The sequence below is a fragment of the Mesorhizobium sp. M8A.F.Ca.ET.181.01.1.1 genome (genome assembly GCF_004792025.1).
Lineage (GTDB): Bacteria > Pseudomonadota > Alphaproteobacteria > Rhizobiales > Rhizobiaceae > Mesorhizobium.
Genome location: NZ_SRTV01000003.1, coordinates 390,387 through 404,610 on the forward strand (window position 1 = coordinate 390,387; position 14,224 = coordinate 404,610).

Annotated in this window: 15 protein-coding genes; 4 read left to right on the forward strand and 11 right to left on the reverse strand. The window is 64.6% G+C overall.

The window, feature by feature from the left end; all coding sequences use genetic code 11:
* Window positions 1–92 precede the first annotated feature (92 nt).
* Window positions 93–392: a putative quinol monooxygenase gene (locus EN824_RS14560; protein WP_127281170.1), complete on the forward strand. Its 300-nt coding sequence runs from the start codon at window positions 93–95 to the stop codon at window positions 390–392.
* Between the two features lie 34 nt (window positions 393–426).
* Here EN824_RS14560 and EN824_RS14565 read toward each other — a convergent pair whose 3' ends face one another.
* A complete protein-coding gene (locus EN824_RS14565) occupies window positions 427–906 on the reverse strand; it encodes a MarR family transcriptional regulator (protein WP_127281171.1) in 480 nt (159 codons plus the stop codon).
* Window positions 907–968: 62 nt separating this feature from the next.
* Between EN824_RS14565 and EN824_RS14570 the strand changes: the two genes are divergently transcribed.
* From EN824_RS14570 to EN824_RS14580, 3 genes are all read left to right on the forward strand, one after another.
* Window positions 969–1,697: an NAD(P)-dependent oxidoreductase gene (locus EN824_RS14570; RefSeq protein WP_135929285.1), complete on the forward strand. Its 729-nt coding sequence runs from the start codon at window positions 969–971 to the stop codon at window positions 1,695–1,697.
* Window positions 1,698–1,721: 24 nt separating this feature from the next.
* Window positions 1,722–2,231: a cupin domain-containing protein gene (locus EN824_RS14575; protein WP_135932416.1), complete on the forward strand. Its 510-nt coding sequence runs from the start codon at window positions 1,722–1,724 to the stop codon at window positions 2,229–2,231.
* 154 nt (window positions 2,232–2,385) lie between these two features.
* Complete coding sequence (locus EN824_RS14580; protein WP_127869883.1) at window positions 2,386–4,167, forward strand: chloride channel protein; 1,782 nt, start codon at window positions 2,386–2,388, stop codon at window positions 4,165–4,167.
* A 22-nt stretch (window positions 4,168–4,189) separates the two neighbouring features.
* Here EN824_RS14580 and EN824_RS14585 read toward each other — a convergent pair whose 3' ends face one another.
* The 10 genes from EN824_RS14585 to EN824_RS14630 form a co-directional block, all read right to left on the reverse strand.
* On the reverse strand, window positions 4,190–5,833 hold the full coding sequence (locus EN824_RS14585; RefSeq protein ID WP_135929283.1) for an MFS transporter: 1,644 nt from the start codon (window positions 5,831–5,833) through the stop codon (window positions 4,190–4,192).
* A gap of 161 nt (window positions 5,834–5,994) precedes the next feature.
* Window positions 5,995–7,863, reverse strand: a complete 1,869-nt coding sequence (gene asnB, locus EN824_RS14590) for an asparagine synthase (glutamine-hydrolyzing) (RefSeq protein ID WP_135929282.1) — start codon at window positions 7,861–7,863, stop codon at window positions 5,995–5,997.
* Window positions 7,864–8,039: 176 nt separating this feature from the next.
* Window positions 8,040–8,306 carry a flagellar biosynthesis protein FliQ gene (fliQ, locus tag EN824_RS14595; RefSeq protein WP_013893193.1) on the reverse strand — a complete coding sequence of 89 codons (267 nt, stop codon included), beginning with the start codon at window positions 8,304–8,306 and terminating at the stop codon, window positions 8,040–8,042.
* Window positions 8,307–8,318: 12 nt separating this feature from the next.
* Complete coding sequence (flgD, locus tag EN824_RS14600) at window positions 8,319–8,726, reverse strand: flagellar hook assembly protein FlgD (RefSeq protein WP_127280391.1); 408 nt, start codon at window positions 8,724–8,726, stop codon at window positions 8,319–8,321.
* Window positions 8,723–9,169 carry a flagellar biosynthesis repressor FlbT gene (gene flbT / locus EN824_RS14605; protein ID WP_135865569.1) on the reverse strand — a complete coding sequence of 149 codons (447 nt, stop codon included), beginning with the start codon at window positions 9,167–9,169 and terminating at the stop codon, window positions 8,723–8,725. Before flbT ends, flgD begins: the two co-directional genes overlap by 4 nt.
* A complete protein-coding gene (flaF, locus tag EN824_RS14610) occupies window positions 9,166–9,513 on the reverse strand; it encodes a flagellar biosynthesis regulator FlaF (protein ID WP_127280389.1) in 348 nt (115 codons plus the stop codon). The genes flbT and flaF overlap by 4 nt, the downstream gene beginning before the upstream one ends.
* Before the next feature lie 32 nt (window positions 9,514–9,545).
* Window positions 9,546–10,589: a flagellar hook-associated family protein gene (locus tag EN824_RS14615; protein WP_135865567.1), complete on the reverse strand. Its 1,044-nt coding sequence runs from the start codon at window positions 10,587–10,589 to the stop codon at window positions 9,546–9,548.
* Window positions 10,590–10,592: 3 nt separating this feature from the next.
* Window positions 10,593–12,047: a flagellar hook-associated protein FlgK gene (gene flgK / locus EN824_RS14620; RefSeq protein WP_135932417.1), complete on the reverse strand. Its 1,455-nt coding sequence runs from the start codon at window positions 12,045–12,047 to the stop codon at window positions 10,593–10,595.
* Between the two features lie 26 nt (window positions 12,048–12,073).
* Window positions 12,074–13,333 carry a flagellar hook protein FlgE gene (locus EN824_RS14625; protein WP_135881293.1) on the reverse strand — a complete coding sequence of 420 codons (1,260 nt, stop codon included), beginning with the start codon at window positions 13,331–13,333 and terminating at the stop codon, window positions 12,074–12,076.
* 79 nt (window positions 13,334–13,412) lie between these two features.
* Window positions 13,413–14,081 (reverse strand): response regulator transcription factor, encoded by a 669-nt coding sequence (locus EN824_RS14630; RefSeq protein WP_015315897.1) that lies wholly within the window; start codon window positions 14,079–14,081, stop codon window positions 13,413–13,415.
* Between the last annotated feature and the right edge of the window lie 143 nt (window positions 14,082–14,224).

Genomic DNA, 14,224 nt, shown 5'->3' on the forward strand with positions numbered 1-14,224 from the left:
GCCGAGCATGCGACAGCCCGGCGAGGGTAGCTGGCCAAGCTTGCGCGAGGGTGGGAGAGTGGCCGGATCGACTCTCTCGCGAAGGACTATCCATGCTGCTGATCATCGGTACGATCCGCCTGCCGCCCGGCAGGCTCGACGAGGCAAGGCCGGTGATGGAGCGCATGATTCTCGCCAGCCGCGCCGAGGACGGATGCCTTGAATATTCCTACGCGCAGGATGTGCTTGATCCCGGCTTGATCCGGGTCACCGAGGTATGGCGCGACCGGCCGGCACTCGATGCGCATTTCCGCTCGCCGCACATCGCCGACTGGCGCGCGAGCTGGCCGGGGCTCGGCATCGGCGAGCGCAATCTGGTGCTCTACGAGGCCGGCGAACCCATGCCGACCTGAACGGTCCGGCGCCTCGCCAGCCGCCAGCAAGCAATCAGGTTTCGGCGGTATCGGCGGTGGCAACGCCGACCAGCCACCGCCTGACGGCTCGTTCCTCCGACGCCGACAGACCGGTGGCCAGTTCGGTCTCGATCGCATGCACACGGTCCCGGCATCGCCGCAGCAGCGCCTGTCCACTGGGGCTGAGCTCGATATGCTGGATGCGCCCATGTACGGCGTGGGGCTTGCGCAGCAGCGAGCCGGCGCGCTCCAGATTGGTGACGATGACGCTGAGCGTTTGCGGGGTGAGCAGCGCCAGCCGGGCAAGATCGGCGTTGGAGAGGCCGGGATAGGCCGCCAGCATGGTCAGCGTGACGAATTGCGGCTGCGTCACGCCGAGGTCGGCCAGCGCCCGGTCGACCCTCAGCCGATGCGCGCCGGCGGCCTGCCGCAGGAGATAGCCGAGATAGCCTTGCTCGCCGCGTTTGCCTTCGCCCGGAGCCGGAACCGAGGCATGTTGATCTGGCTTGCGCATGATGTAAGAGCTCTTATATGTTGTTCGAACCCTGAGATTATAGCAGAGCAAGGACGATGACGATGGCCTATCGGATTTTTCTCGCCGGCGCTTCGGGCGCCATCGGGCAGCGGCTGATCCCGCAACTCCTGGCCGCCGGCCATCAGGTGACGGGCACTACGCGCAATGCCGACAGAGCCGCCAAATTAGGGACCCTTGGCGTCGAGCCAGCGGTTGTGGACGTGTTCGATGCCGACGCACTGTCGCGGGCGATGCGTGCTGCCCGCCCCGACATCGTCGTCCACCAATTGACCGACCTGCCGGCAGGCCTGGACCCGAGCCGCATGGCCGAAGCTGTCGTGGGCAACGCCCGCATCCGCGAGGAGGGCACACGCAATCTGGTCGCCGCGGCCGTCGCATCCGGCGTCAGGCGCATGGTGGCGCAAAGCATCGCCTGGGCCTTCGCGCCAGGCTCCGAGCCGCATGCCGAGGCCGATCCGCTGGATAGCGGCGCGAGCGGCAATCGCGGAATCAGCGTCGGCGGGGTCATCGCGCTCGAAACGGCCGTGCTCAATGCACCATTCGCCGGCATCGTCCTGCGCTATGGCCAGCTCTACGGCCCCGGAACAGGAGCGGACACGCCCGCCGGCGCGTCGCCGCTGCATGTCGATGCGGCTGCCTATGCGGCGCTGCTTGCACTGGACAAGGGCGCGCCAGGCATCTTCAACATTGCCGAATCCAATGAGGCCGTCTCGACGCGAAAGGCGGCCGAGGAACTCGGCTGGCGCGCCGATTTCCGCTTGCCCGCCTGAACCAATCCGCTCGGAGACATCGACATGATCACCCATCAAGCTCGTTTGCGGACCGGCCAGTCCCTGATCGCCGTCAGTGCCGTCGCGGTTCTGTTCGCGCTGGCGGCCAAGTGGACCGGTCCGGGTTTGATGGCTGTCGAGCCGGTCGGCATGGAAACGCACATGAACATGGAAGGCGCTGCCGAGGGTAGCTCCGCCGCACGGCCCAAGATGGTCGTCACGCCTGTCTCCTGTGAAAGGCTACCCAACGTACCGGGCAAGTCGATCACCACGGTCGTCGTCGCATTTCCTCCAAATGCTTATACGCCCCGCCATCGGCATCCGGGCTCGGTCAGCGCCTTCGTGCTGAAGGGTACGCTGCGTTCACAACTGGCGGGCGGCCCCGTCGGCACCTATGCGCAGGGACAAACATGGTTCGAGCCGCCCGGGGCGATCCATCTCTTCGCCGAGAATGCCAGCACGACGGAGCCGGCCGAACTGCTGGCGACCTTCATTGCCGACGACGATTGCGGCCCGCTGACGATCCCGGATTGACCACCGCGCCGGTGGCTTTCCGATCCAGGGCTGGAAAGGCTGGCGGCATCGCGGCCATATTGGCGCCTTCGATGTCGGCATTGTGGTTGTCACGACGTGCCGCCCGGCGTATCAGGCGGGTCTTCCTTTGCCTTTGATATCGGCGAGCCGCCCCGTGCTTTCCAGAAACCAACCCCAAGTCTACGCCCGCCGGCTGCGCGCGGTGCTTCTGAGGTCAATCCCTCTGCTGGAGGCGCGCGGCATTGCCGTGGTCATCCTGGCGGGCGTTGTCGGCGTCATGGCAGGCATGCTGGTCACCGCGATGAGCCAGATCGTGCAGGATCTGCACGGGCTTCTGTTCGGTGTCCAGCCCGGCGGCCGGCTGTCCGGCATGTTCTCACTTGCCGATCCGATGCAGGCACTGATCCCGGCGATCGGCGGCATCCTGCTCGGGATATCGGTGGTCTGGCTCAGGCTTCGGAAATTCCGCACGCCGGTCGACCCGATCGAGGCCAACGCGCTCTATGGCGGGCGCATGTCACTGACCGATACCTTCATCATCGTCGTCCAGACGATGATTTCCAGCGGCTTCGGCGCTTCGGTCGGCCTGGAGGCCGGCTATACGCAGGTCGGCTCCGGCGTCGCCTCGCGGCTGGCGCGCGCCTTCCGGTTGCGCCGCAACGATGTCCGCATCCTGGTCGGCTGCGGCGCCGCCGGCGCCATAGCCGCCGCCTTCGATGCGCCGCTGACCGGCGCCTTCTACGGTTTCGAACTGGTCATCGGCATCTACTCGGTCGCCAATGTCGCACCGGTCATGACCGCGGCGATCTCCGCCTCGCTGACGGCGGAAGTGTTCGGCGGCGTGCCGTTTCCGCTCGAGCTCTCAGGGTTGCCGCAACTCACCGCCAGCCAATATGTGCCGTTCCTGCTGCTCGGCCTGCTTGGCGGGGCGGCCTCGATCGCCATCATGCAACTGGTCACGCTGATCGAACGCGGTTTCAACAGGCTGTCGGTCGATGCCTCGCTGCGCCCCGTCATCGGCGGTGTCCTGGTCGGGCTCCTGGGGCTGATCACGCCGCAGGTCCTGTCCAGCGGCCACGGCGCGCTGCATCGCGAGTTCGCCATGAATTACGGGCTGGCGGTGGTGGCGAGCGTCTTCGTGCTGAAACTGGCGGCGTCGGCCATCTCGCTGGGCTCGGGCTTTCGCGGCGGCCTGTTCTTCGCCTCGCTGTTCCTCGGCGCGCTGCTCGGCAAGGCGTTTGCCGGTGTCATGGCGCTCGTCTCGCCGGCCACTGGCATCGACCCCTCCGTCGCCGCCGTCGTCGGCATGACGTCGCTTGCCGTCGGTGTCGTCGGGGGTCCGCTGACCATGACCTTTCTGGCGCTGGAATCGACCCGCGACCTGACGCTCACCGGCGTGGTGCTGGCCGCCTCGATCATGGCGGCGATCCTGGTGCGCGAGACCTTCGGCTATTCGTTCTCCACCTGGCGCTTCCACCTGCGCGGCGAGACGATCCGCAGCGCCCACGATGTCGGCTGGATGCGCAGCCTGACCGTCGGCTCGATGATGCGCAAGGATATCAAGACCATCGATGCGTCGACGACGCTGGCCGCCTTCCGCAAGGAATTCCCGCTGGGGTCGGCCCAGCGCGTAATCGCCGTCGATCCGGGGGATGAGTATGTCGGCGTGCTGATCGTGGCCGAACTGCACAGCGATCCTTCCGGAGGCGAGGCGACGGTGCGCGATCTTGCCCGGTACAAGGATGCCGTGCTGGTGCCGAGCATGAACGTGCAGGCCGCCGCCGAGACCTTCCAGCGCGCCGGCGCCGAGGAACTGGCCGTGGTCGAGGATTTCGCCGACCACATCGTGCTCGGTCTGCTGACCGAGGGCCATTTGATGCGGCGCTATGCCGAGGAACTCGAAAAGGCGCGCCGGGACCTGTCGGGGGAGGGATAAGCCGCCCGCGTTCTCCGAGTCGTCAGTGCTCGATCGGTCCCTTGGCCGGCACCAGAGCCGTGCCAGCTGTCGTCGGGCGCTCGATGACGCGGCGCACGCGCGGCGGCTCGTCGCCCGAGTGCAGCGCCCGCAAGCGTTCGCCGACCATGGCATCGGCATGGGTGATGCGGCCGTTATGCCTGACATATTCGAGCCAGGTCGGCGTGTGGTAATGCTCGATCCAGATCGACGGATTTTCGAGATCGCGCGCCAGCGTCCAGTTGCGGGCGCCGTCACGGCGGCGGATGCGGCCGCGCTCGGCCATGGTGGCGAGGAATTCCGCCTCGTCCTCGCGCCGGATCACATATTCGATCATGATGGCGATCGGGCCGCTGCGCGGCTTGAGGTCGAGCGCGAGGTGCGGTTCCTTGAAGCGGTTGAGCGGGTCGAGGTTGAGCACCTGCTGCTGCGGCAGCGGCAGTACGAGGCCGATGGCGCCGCCGGCCAGCATGGCGATGGCCGCGGCGATCAGCGCCGTCTCGGCACCATGCGCATCGGCAACGACACCCCAGATCCAGCTGCCCAGCGCGATGCCGCCGAAGGTGGCGGTCTGGTAGACAGACAGGACCCGGCCGACCACCCAGCGCGGTGTCGCCATCTGCACGGTGACGTTGAAATGGGACAGCGCGATCACCCAGCAGGCACCGCCGACCAGCAGGCCGAGCGAGGTCTGCCAGGCATGCTGGCTGATGGCGGCGTTGAAGGCGCAGGCAGCGAAGCCGGCGAAGGCACAGCGCACCATCGTCTCGCTGGAGAGCAACTGCCGCAGCCGCACGCTGATCAGCGCGCCGCAGACGGCACCGATGCCGAAGGCGCCCAGCATGATGCCGTAGGTCAGCGCGTCGCCCTTGACGACGTCGCGCGCCACCAGCGGCAGCAGCGCCAGCACCGCGCCGGCGCTGAAGCCAAAGGCCGCGCCCCTGACCAGCACCTTGCCGATGTTGGGCGACATGGCGACGTAACGCAGGCCGGCGCCCATGGCGGCCCCCAATGACTCGCGCGGCAAGGTCGAGACCGGTAGATCAGGTTTCCAGCGTGCCAGCACGACGATGAGGCCGATATAGCTCACCGCGTTCGCCGCGAAGGCGGCGGCCGCGCCGGCGGCCGCGACGATGATGCCGCCGATCGCCGGGCCGACGCTGCGGGTCAGGTTGAACCCCATGGAATTCAGCGCCACGGCGGCAGGCACCTTGTTGCGCGGAACGATGTCGCCGACGGAGGCCTGCCATGACGGGCTGTTGAGCGCCGTGCCGCTGTCGATCAGGAAGGTAAAGGCCAGCAGCGTCCACGGCGTGATCAGGTCCAGATAGGTGAACGCGGTCAGAAGCACCGAAACGACCAGCATGAAGGTCTGGGCGACCAGCATCACCTTGCGGCGGTCGAAGCTGTCGGCGATGGCGCCGGCGACAAGCGCGAACAGCATGATCGGCAAGGTGGTCGAGGCCTGGACCAGGGCGACCTGATAGGGCGAGGTGGCGATGGTGGTCATCATCCAGGCGGCGCCGACGCCCTGGATCAAGCCGCCGAAATTGGAGACGAGACTTGCGCCCCATACGGCGCGGAAGATGCCGTGCCGGAACGGCGCCAGCGCCGAGACGCTTTCGCTATCCGGCTTTTCGTCAATCATCGGTGGGTTCCTGCCACGGCGCGCTGATCCTTGCGGTGATCCGTTTCCCCGCATGATTTGCCGAAACTATGGCATCGCGGCGCAAAGCGCGAATGCCTTGCGGGGAAGATCATGGTCCAACAAGGGGATAGCGAAGGGCCACACGCCTCCAACCTGACGTTTCAGCGCGCCTCGGCGACGGCCGCGTGCAGTGCCTCGGTCAGGTGGCCGGTGGATTGGCCGCCGGCATGGAGACGAAGGAAAAGCTCCATTCCCACCAGCCGAAGCCTCGAGGCCTGATCGCGCCTGGCGAGGTCGCTCAGGTCCGCGACCGAAGATGCCGGCCACTTCATCGCATCGCGCAGAAAGCCGCCATGCAACAGGGACTCGGTGCCGGCTGTGAAGTTCGCCGATACCTGGAAACCGTTCTTCCTGGCCCTCACGTTCTGAAGCGGAATGTGTTTTTCCGCGACTTTCTTCAAAAGCCATTTTCCTTGCTTCTGGCGGTATTTGTGTCGCCGAGGCAGATGGATCGCGAAGTCGATCAGCCGGTTTTCGAGGAACGGCACCCTGAGTTCAACCGAGGCAGCCATGCTGAGCCGGTCATGCCGGTTCAGCAGATCCTGCAGATGCGAATACATGTCGTGAAGGCAGCATCCGAGGAAGGCGCGGTCGCCAAGCGGCGTCACCGGCTCGAGCCGGTCGAAAATCTTCGCCTGAAGGAAATTCAATTCCGGCGAAAGCGCCCTGAGCACGACGTTGCGATCCCAGGCATGGCCACCCGCGATCGATGTGCGGAAGGGGGCATGACGCTGGCGCTCGAATTTGCGGGTCAGACTTCGCTTCGAAAGAAACAGCCGCCTCGGCCAGGACCAGGGCCGCCACAATTTCAGGCTGGCTTCCTGCCAGTCGTAGCCGCCAAAGAGTTCGTCGGCGCCTTCACCGGTCAGCAGCACCTTGATGCCATCGGCCCGGCACTGCTCGGCGAGCGCGAGCAGGCAGACATGGCTTGCATGCCAACCGTCGCTTTCCAGATGCCAGATGGTCTTCGGCCATAGGTCGAGGAACCGGTCCTTGTCGACCGGCACCCTGTTCAGCGGCACATGGGCTTGGCTGGCGGTGCGCTCGGCGTCATCGGCTTCGCTGTGGCCAATGCCGGGATCGACGACATAGGCCGTCATCTCCGGCCTGAACCGTTTGGCCAGCGTGGTGACGAGACCAGAATCGACACCGCCGCTGCAGGCCGCGGCCAGGCTGGTATCGGCGATGCAATGGAGCTCGATGCTGTCCTTGATCAGCGCTTCCAGCGTTGCCATGTGCTCGGCGTCGCTGGCCGTATCGCCAACGATGCGGGCGGGGTCGAGCGCATCGAGGACATGCCAGAAACAGCGCTTCTCAATGCCGGCATCGCTGATCTTCCACAGGCCTGCCGGCGGCAGCCGCTCTATGCCCTGGAACAGGCTGGAACAGGAGTCACGGCTCTGCCAGGCAAGGCGCAAGGTGATCTCGCGCGCATCCACGCTCCGTGCAACGCCATCGCAGGCCAGGATCGCCTTGTCCTCGGAGGCGAACAGGATTCGCTCGCCCGTCTCGGCCACCGACATCGGCTTGATGCCGAGACGATCGCGCGCGAGCCACAGGGCGCCGGCACGCGCGTCGAAATAGGCGATGGCGAACATGCCGTCGAACATCGGGATCGCCTTGTCCGGCCCCCAGTGATGCAGCGCTTCGAGAACCACCTCTGTATCCGAGACCGTCCGGAACCGCCTGCCATCAGCCTCCAGCGCGTCCCGCAGCGAGCGATAATTGTAGACCTCGCCATTGTAGACCAGCACGCCCTTGCCACAGGCCGTGAGCATGGGCTCGCGCGCCTGCGCGGACAGATCGATGATCGACAGCCGCCGGTGACCGAGCGCCAGCCGGCCGTCGTTCCAGCTGGCATGGTCGTCGGGCCCGCGATGGGCCAGCGCCTGCATCATGCGTGTGACGTCGGCGATGTCGCAGCCGCTGATCGGACCGCGTTTGCGCCAGACGCCGGCTATGCCGCACATGGCGTGCCGGCCGGTCTGGGCTGGTCCGGGGTTCTGCGAGAAGCCATTGGGACAAAACGATCGCCTGGCCGGGAGTGGCCAACACGGCAATCTAGCCGGAACCGGGTCAACCGCAAGCGGGCCACCGCTTTCAGGGCATTCCGAATGGAAGCCGCACCGTCCCGGAAGGTTCTAGATCAGAAACCGTTCTGGATGCGCTCGAAGATGACATTGGTGAAGGCCGATATCTGGCCGCCGATGAAGGGGCCCGTAAGCGCCACCACCAGCATGATGGCAACGATCTTGGGCACGAAGGTCAAGGTGATCTCCTGGACCTGCGTCAGCGCCTGGATGAGCGCGATGCCGATGCCGACCGCCATTGCGACCAGCACCACCGGCGCGGAGGCGGTCAGCACCGTCCACACCGCATACTGGACGATGTCGAGAGCGTCGGCCTCATTCATGTGGCGGTTGGCCTAGCTCGCCGGCTTGATCGATACGCCCGCGCCGACGGGGACCGTGGTGCCATCCTGCAGCACCGCGATCAGTCCGTTGCTGCCAAGCGTCACCGACGCCACCGTGCCCGTGGTCTTGCCATCGGCCGAGGTGATGTTGCGGCCTATGAGAGCGTCGGCCTGCGACAGCGCCGACGACTGCATGATCTGGTCGAGCTTGGTGTTGGTCTGCACCGACTGCTCGACCTGCGAGAAGGTGGCGAGCTGGGCGACGTACTGCGTCGAATCCATCGGCTTGGTCGGATCCTGGTTCTTCATCTCGGCGATCAGAAGTTTCAGGAACGAGTTGTAGTCGACAGCGGTCTTGGCGGTCTGCGTGGTGGTCTGGTTGGCGCCAACCGGTATCGAAGTCGTCATGTCCACGGTCATTGGTATCGTGCTCCCACGGCCAGCGGGCGCGCGGCGCCCGGAACGTCGTCATTGCCGCCAAGCGCGCGGCGTTCGAGAGGATAAAGCGAACGGATCGCCTTCAAGGCCTCGTAGATGTGATCCTCGCCGACCATGCGGTCGACCTGTTTCAGCGCGTTGCCGATCTCGGCGTCTTCGAAGCTTGCAATGAGCAGCGGCAGCGAGTGGCGGAACATCTCGCGCGCTTCATCGGCACCAGCGGGATTCATCAGCATGACCTGCACGATGAAATAGAGCTGCCGCAAAGGCGTCGACGCCTCGTCGGCCTGGATCACGTGGCTCTCGAGCAGGAACTGCACGTCGTTCATCAGCTCGACGGTGACCTTGCGGTCGACGCGGATGACCGCACCGTTGATGTAGATCTTCTCGTTGGGCTTCAGTGATATCTTCAGCGTGTTGGTCATTGAATGCCGTCGCGGATGATCTGGGATACTTCGATCAGCCCCTCGAAATTGTCGGTGCGGCCCTGGCGGATGTCCTCCGCCTCGCGCAGCAGCCACAGGCCGATGGAAATCAGGTTGGCGCGCAATTCCTTGGGGAGCGCATTGTCGCTGGAGCCAAGGTCTTCGACGAAGACGGTCCAGACGCGATTGGTGAAATTCAGTGCCTCCACGGCCTCCATCGAATCCCGGCCGGCCGCCGCCGCGGCCGACAGCATGTCGATCGAGCGGGTCAGCAGCTCGCGCTCGCGGTCCTTGGCGTCCGTGACGGAGGTGCTTTGGACGTCGGCGTAGGAGAATTGGTACATCGTTGGCTCTAACGTTCCGGTTCAGAGTGCTTTCAGGTCAGGTAATTCAACAGGCTGAGCTGCTGCAGGCGCGCCGTCAGAGCAAAGGACGTCTCGATATGCTGCGTCAGGTCGGCGACGCGGGTCGCGGCTTCCGCCGGATCGACTGCTTCGAGATCCAGAATGTGCCGTTCGAACAGGTCGATCTGCGTTTTCATACGGTCGCTGGCGTCGGACACGCGCTTCTGGACGATACCGGTCTGGGATTGGTCCTGCGCGATGCCGCTCAGCGCCTCGCCGACCAGTTTCTGCGAGTGGTCGATGATGCTGTCTTTTGCCGCCTGGCTGATATTGGTGGACATCAGGCTGGAGACCATGGCCGCCGCCATGGCGAGCTTCCTGATGCCGTCGTTGTTGGCGCCGGTCGAGGTCTCGGTTGTTTCGTTGAGCGCGATGCGGCTGACGATCTGCTGGTCGGTGGCATTCGACATGTTGGTCTGCCAGCCCGCGCCGAGGAACTGCGGCGTGACATAGTTGGTGATGAAATCGTCCATCTGGGCCGCGGTGATGTTGGCCGCGAGCGGGTCAGCGGGCGTGAAGCCGAATTTGGCGACGAAGGAGGCGTCGAAGGCAGCCTTGGCGGGAGAGCCGGCGGCGGTGAAATCGTTGATCGGCTTGACGTCGGTGTTGGTGCCAGCGAACAGATATTCGCCGTTGACGCTCGTGTTGAGGATCGACGTAAGCTGCTGGATAGTTGTCTGGCCGGTCGATTGGGTCAGGCTGTCTGAGTTGTCGCCCGACGATGCGGTGGTCAGGCTGGACAGGAAAGTCTGCGCGACGTTGGAGAGCTGGCCGAGCGACGTCTGGGTCGACGAGAGCCGGGCGGCCACCAGTCCGTTGGAATCGACAATGACGTTGAGCCGGTCGAGGTCGCGCGAAAAGGTAACGGACTGGGCGGTACGTCCACCAAGTGCCAGACCGACATCGGCGACCTTGCCGGTCGAGGACTCCTTCGTGGCTTTGACGAGATCGGCTTGCATGCGCATCTGCTGATAGCGCATGGCATTCGTAAGGGCAGCAGAGGAGACGAAGGTCATGGCTTATCCCACCGCGTTCAACAGCGCCGTCATCATGTCGTCGACGGTCTTCATCATCCGGGCGGATGCCTGATAGGTGTGCTCGAGATCGAGCATCAGCGACATTTCCTGATCGACATTGACGCCGGTTGCGTTGGACAAGGCATCGGCACTGCGCTGTGCCAGGGCTTCCTTGGCGTCGGCGGCGGTCGAAGCCTGCTGACGAATGCCCTGCAACCAGCCTATCGAATTGGCGGCGTAGTCGGCAACGCTGGAGGTTGCCGAAATCCCGGCCGAGGGATCGAACGTCATCGGCTTGTCGAGCTGGTCGCCATAGGCGACCAGAAGATTGGAGTATGAAGGCCCGCCAGTGGTGTTGGCGACGTAGGCGGCGCCGTTGGCGCCCCCATCGCGCAGCAATGTTGGGTTGCCGCCGGCGCTGGGGTCCATCGCGGCATTGATCTTGATCGTTCCAGCAAGGCCATCGACGAGCGTGCCTGCGGCTGGCACCGCCGGTGCGCCCGGCCAGGTGAACAGGCCTGCCGCGTTGGGCATCGACGGTGCCGTTTCGGCAAAGGCGGTGATCAGGCCGCGCGCGGTTTCGTCGAGCTGGCCCTGCATTGTCGAGGCGACGCCGTCACGCAATTGCAGCAGGCCGGCAATCGTGCCGCTGGCGGTGGTGTTGCCGCCGCTGCCCGCCGAGACCGGTACGTTGTCGATATAGACGGTGTTGCCGGCCGCACCCGCGGCATAGCCCGAAGATGGGGCGAAGCTGACGGTGCGTGGGATCGTCTCGAACAATGTCGTGCCGTCACCCGTGGTGATGACCATGTCATTGTCGCCACGCGTGAAGGTCGATACCGGAATGTAATTGGCGATCTTCTTCAACAATGCGTCGCGTTGGTCTAGCACATCGGAAACGTCGGTGCCGGAACGGGTTCCGGACATGACCGCCGTGTTGGCATCCTGGAACTGGTTGAGCAGCGAGTTGAGATCTTTGACGGCGGTATCGATCTGGCCGTCGGTTTGGGTACGAAAGTCCTGAATGGCCTTGGAGCCTTCATTCAGGGACCGCACGACCTGTTTGGCCGCGTCGATGACGCTCGCGCCAAGATTCTGGTTGGACGGCGAGGTCGCGTATAGTTGCAGCGCCTGCTGCAGGTTGCCGATCGCAGTCGAAGGTGAGGAGGCGTTGTCGACGCCATTCACTGAAACGTCGAGCTGATCCATGCCGCTGTAAAGCGCGCTCTGGCCGGCGTAGGCGGACAGGGCGCCGAGGTTCTGGCGAAACAGCAGGTCGTTGGCTGCACGCTGGACATCAACCGAACGTGCGCCGGGGCTCGTGCTGGTGACGAGCGCGATGCGGCGCGAATAGTTCGGATTGTCGGCGTCTGCCACATTGCGCGTGACGACGCTTGTCTGCCGCGAGGTGGCCAGAAGCGCCGATTGGGCGATGCTCAGTGCGGTGGAAAGCGACATGCTGGTCTTTCACGGGCGGAGCCCGGTTATCTCTTCAGGTTGACAAGGACGTCCATCAGATCGGAACCGGTCTGGAAGACTTTCGAATTGGCGGTGTAGCTGCGCTGGGCCGCGATCATGTCGGTCAATTCCTCGGCGATATCGACGTTGGAATTCTCGAGCGCGCCGGAGATGATCGAGCCGGCCTTGCCTTCATTGGCAAAGCCGACACGGACCGCGCCGGACTCAGTGCCTTGCGCGTAGACGTTGCCAGGCAGCGCCTTGAGCTGGTCGGGGCTCTGCACGTCGGCCAGCGGAATCTTGTAGAGCGGCTTGGAGGTGCCATCCTTGTACTGAGCGTAGATGGTGCCATCCTTGCTGATCTGGATCTTGTCGATGGTGCTCGGCGCATTGCCGTTGACCTGGGCATCGGAAACGGTGAATCCGGTCCCGAGCTGGGTCAGCTTCGACAAGTCGAGATTGAGGCTGGCGCCACCCGGCACGGTGAATGAAATGCCTGTGGGTGTGCCGGTCAGCTTGCCCGTCGTGGTATCGAAGGTCAGGTTGGCTGAGCCGAGCGCGCCGCCGGCGGCGTAGGGAAAACCGGTTCCAGGCGTTGCCTTCGACTGATCGAAGACTGCTACCTCCCAGGTGCCGGTGCCGGTGTTGGTGAAATAGACGTCGAGCAGCTTCTTGTTGCCGAGATTGTCATAGGCGACCATCGACGTTTTCTGAGTGTACTGTGCGGTGGCGGCGTTGGCGCTGGGCAGGTTGGCGGCAGCGACCGGTGTCGCGCCCGCCGGCAGATTGCCACTGAAATTACCCTCGGTGCTCGGTGTCGCGGTCAGTCCCTGGTCGGAGATGACGACCGGCTCGAGACCTTCGAAGCCGTTCACTGTCGCCGCCGGCGTGCCATTGGCGTAGCTGTAGGCCATCAGCTGAAAGCCGGCGGCATTGACCAGCCGGCCCTGTGCGTCGGGCACGAAGGCGCCGGCGCGGGTCAGGAAAGGCGTGCCGCTGGGATCCTGGACGACGAAGAAGCCATCGCCGCTGACGGCAAGGTCGGAAACCGATGTCGTGTATTGAAGCACGCCCGGATCGCTGACCGCCTGGCGGATCGTCGTGGTGACGCCGCCGGAATTATAGGCGCCGCCTGTCGACGGCATGATCAGCGTCGAAAATTCAGCCGAGGACCGCTTGTAGCCGGTGGTGTCGGAGTTGGCGATGTTGTCGGCTGTCGTCGACAAGCGGTTTGCCTGTGCGTTCATGCCGGAAACGCCGGTCCGCATCATTCCGTAGAGGCTCATCGAGATGTCTCCGCAATATCCATGCCACTGGCTTCGAGGCTACGCGTCCTGTCTTGCGCGAGGCTGGCGCGGCGCCGCATCAGAACACGAGCCGGTAGCCGAGGAAGCGCTTGGAATCGATAGGGTCGGTGCCCAGCTTCTCGCGCAGTTTCTTGCGCAACTTGCTGATGTGGCTCTCCACCACGTTCTCCTCGACCTCTTCGTCGAAGATGCCGTAGATGGCGTTGAACACCTGGGTCTTGGTGACGCGGCGGCCGCGGTTGCTCGCCAGATATTCCAGGATACGGCGCTCGCGGCGCGGCAAGGGCAAAGGCTGGCCGTCGATCTCGGGATCGCGGCCGTCCATGAAGATGCGCATGGCGCCGATCTCGGTATAGGCGACGTCCTCGCTGGCGCGTCGGCGGATGGCGGTGATGCGGGCCAGGATTTCGCGGATGTGCACCGGCTTGCGGATGACGTCGTCGACGCCGCTCTCGAACAACCGCAGCGTGTTTTCCAGCGAATGCTGCTCGCTGAGCGCAATGACCGGAGCCCCGGTGCGGTCGCGGATCTGGCGCGGCGAGATCGCGCCGTCACGGCAGTCGCCGATCAGGAAGGCCCGGACCGAGCGCAGATCGGTGTCGGCGGCCGAGTTGACCCACTCGCCGAATTCGCCCGGTGCGAAACCGGCGCAGGCGATCCCCTCGCGGTCGAAAAGTGAATTGTAGCCCTCTGTCACGAGCTCTCGCTCGTCAACGATAACGATCATCGGCCCCGCCTCCGAATCAGCACATTTGCCCCGTGGGGAAAGGCGTATCCGCTGCCGGGAATCCTGAACAACCGTCATTTCTTATAACTAGTTTCTTGGGAGTCTGGAATCGGATCGGTTGCATTAGCGTGCAGCCAGATATG

What these genes read in the sequence shown, in the direction of transcription:
- flaF (WP_127280389.1), bottom strand. Translation starts at nt 9,513, where the DNA reads ATGTACCAATTCTCCTACGCCGACGTCCAAAGCACCTCCGTCACGGAC.
- asnB (WP_135929282.1), bottom strand. Translation starts at nt 7,863, where the DNA reads ATGTGCGGCATAGCCGGCGTCTGGCGCAAACGCGGTCCGATCAGCGGC.
- EN824_RS14625 (WP_135881293.1), bottom strand. Translation starts at nt 13,333, where the DNA reads ATGAGCCTCTACGGAATGATGCGGACCGGCGTTTCCGGCATGAACGCA.
- EN824_RS14560 (WP_127281170.1), top strand. Translation starts at nt 93, where the DNA reads ATGCTGCTGATCATCGGTACGATCCGCCTGCCGCCCGGCAGGCTCGAC.
- flgK (WP_135932417.1), bottom strand. Translation starts at nt 12,047, where the DNA reads ATGTCGCTTTCCACCGCACTGAGCATCGCCCAATCGGCGCTTCTGGCC.
- flgD (WP_127280391.1), bottom strand. Translation starts at nt 8,726, where the DNA reads ATGACCGTGGACATGACGACTTCGATACCGGTTGGCGCCAACCAGACC.
- fliQ (WP_013893193.1), bottom strand. Translation starts at nt 8,306, where the DNA reads ATGAATGAGGCCGACGCTCTCGACATCGTCCAGTATGCGGTGTGGACG.
- EN824_RS14585 (WP_135929283.1), bottom strand. Translation starts at nt 5,833, where the DNA reads ATGATTGACGAAAAGCCGGATAGCGAAAGCGTCTCGGCGCTGGCGCCG.
- flbT (WP_135865569.1), bottom strand. Translation starts at nt 9,169, where the DNA reads ATGACCAACACGCTGAAGATATCACTGAAGCCCAACGAGAAGATCTAC.
- EN824_RS14630 (WP_015315897.1), bottom strand. Translation starts at nt 14,081, where the DNA reads ATGATCGTTATCGTTGACGAGCGAGAGCTCGTGACAGAGGGCTACAAT.
- EN824_RS14575 (WP_135932416.1), top strand. Translation starts at nt 1,722, where the DNA reads ATGATCACCCATCAAGCTCGTTTGCGGACCGGCCAGTCCCTGATCGCC.
- EN824_RS14565 (WP_127281171.1), bottom strand. Translation starts at nt 906, where the DNA reads ATGCGCAAGCCAGATCAACATGCCTCGGTTCCGGCTCCGGGCGAAGGC.
- EN824_RS14570 (WP_135929285.1), top strand. Translation starts at nt 969, where the DNA reads ATGGCCTATCGGATTTTTCTCGCCGGCGCTTCGGGCGCCATCGGGCAG.
- EN824_RS14615 (WP_135865567.1), bottom strand. Translation starts at nt 10,589, where the DNA reads ATGACCTTCGTCTCCTCTGCTGCCCTTACGAATGCCATGCGCTATCAG.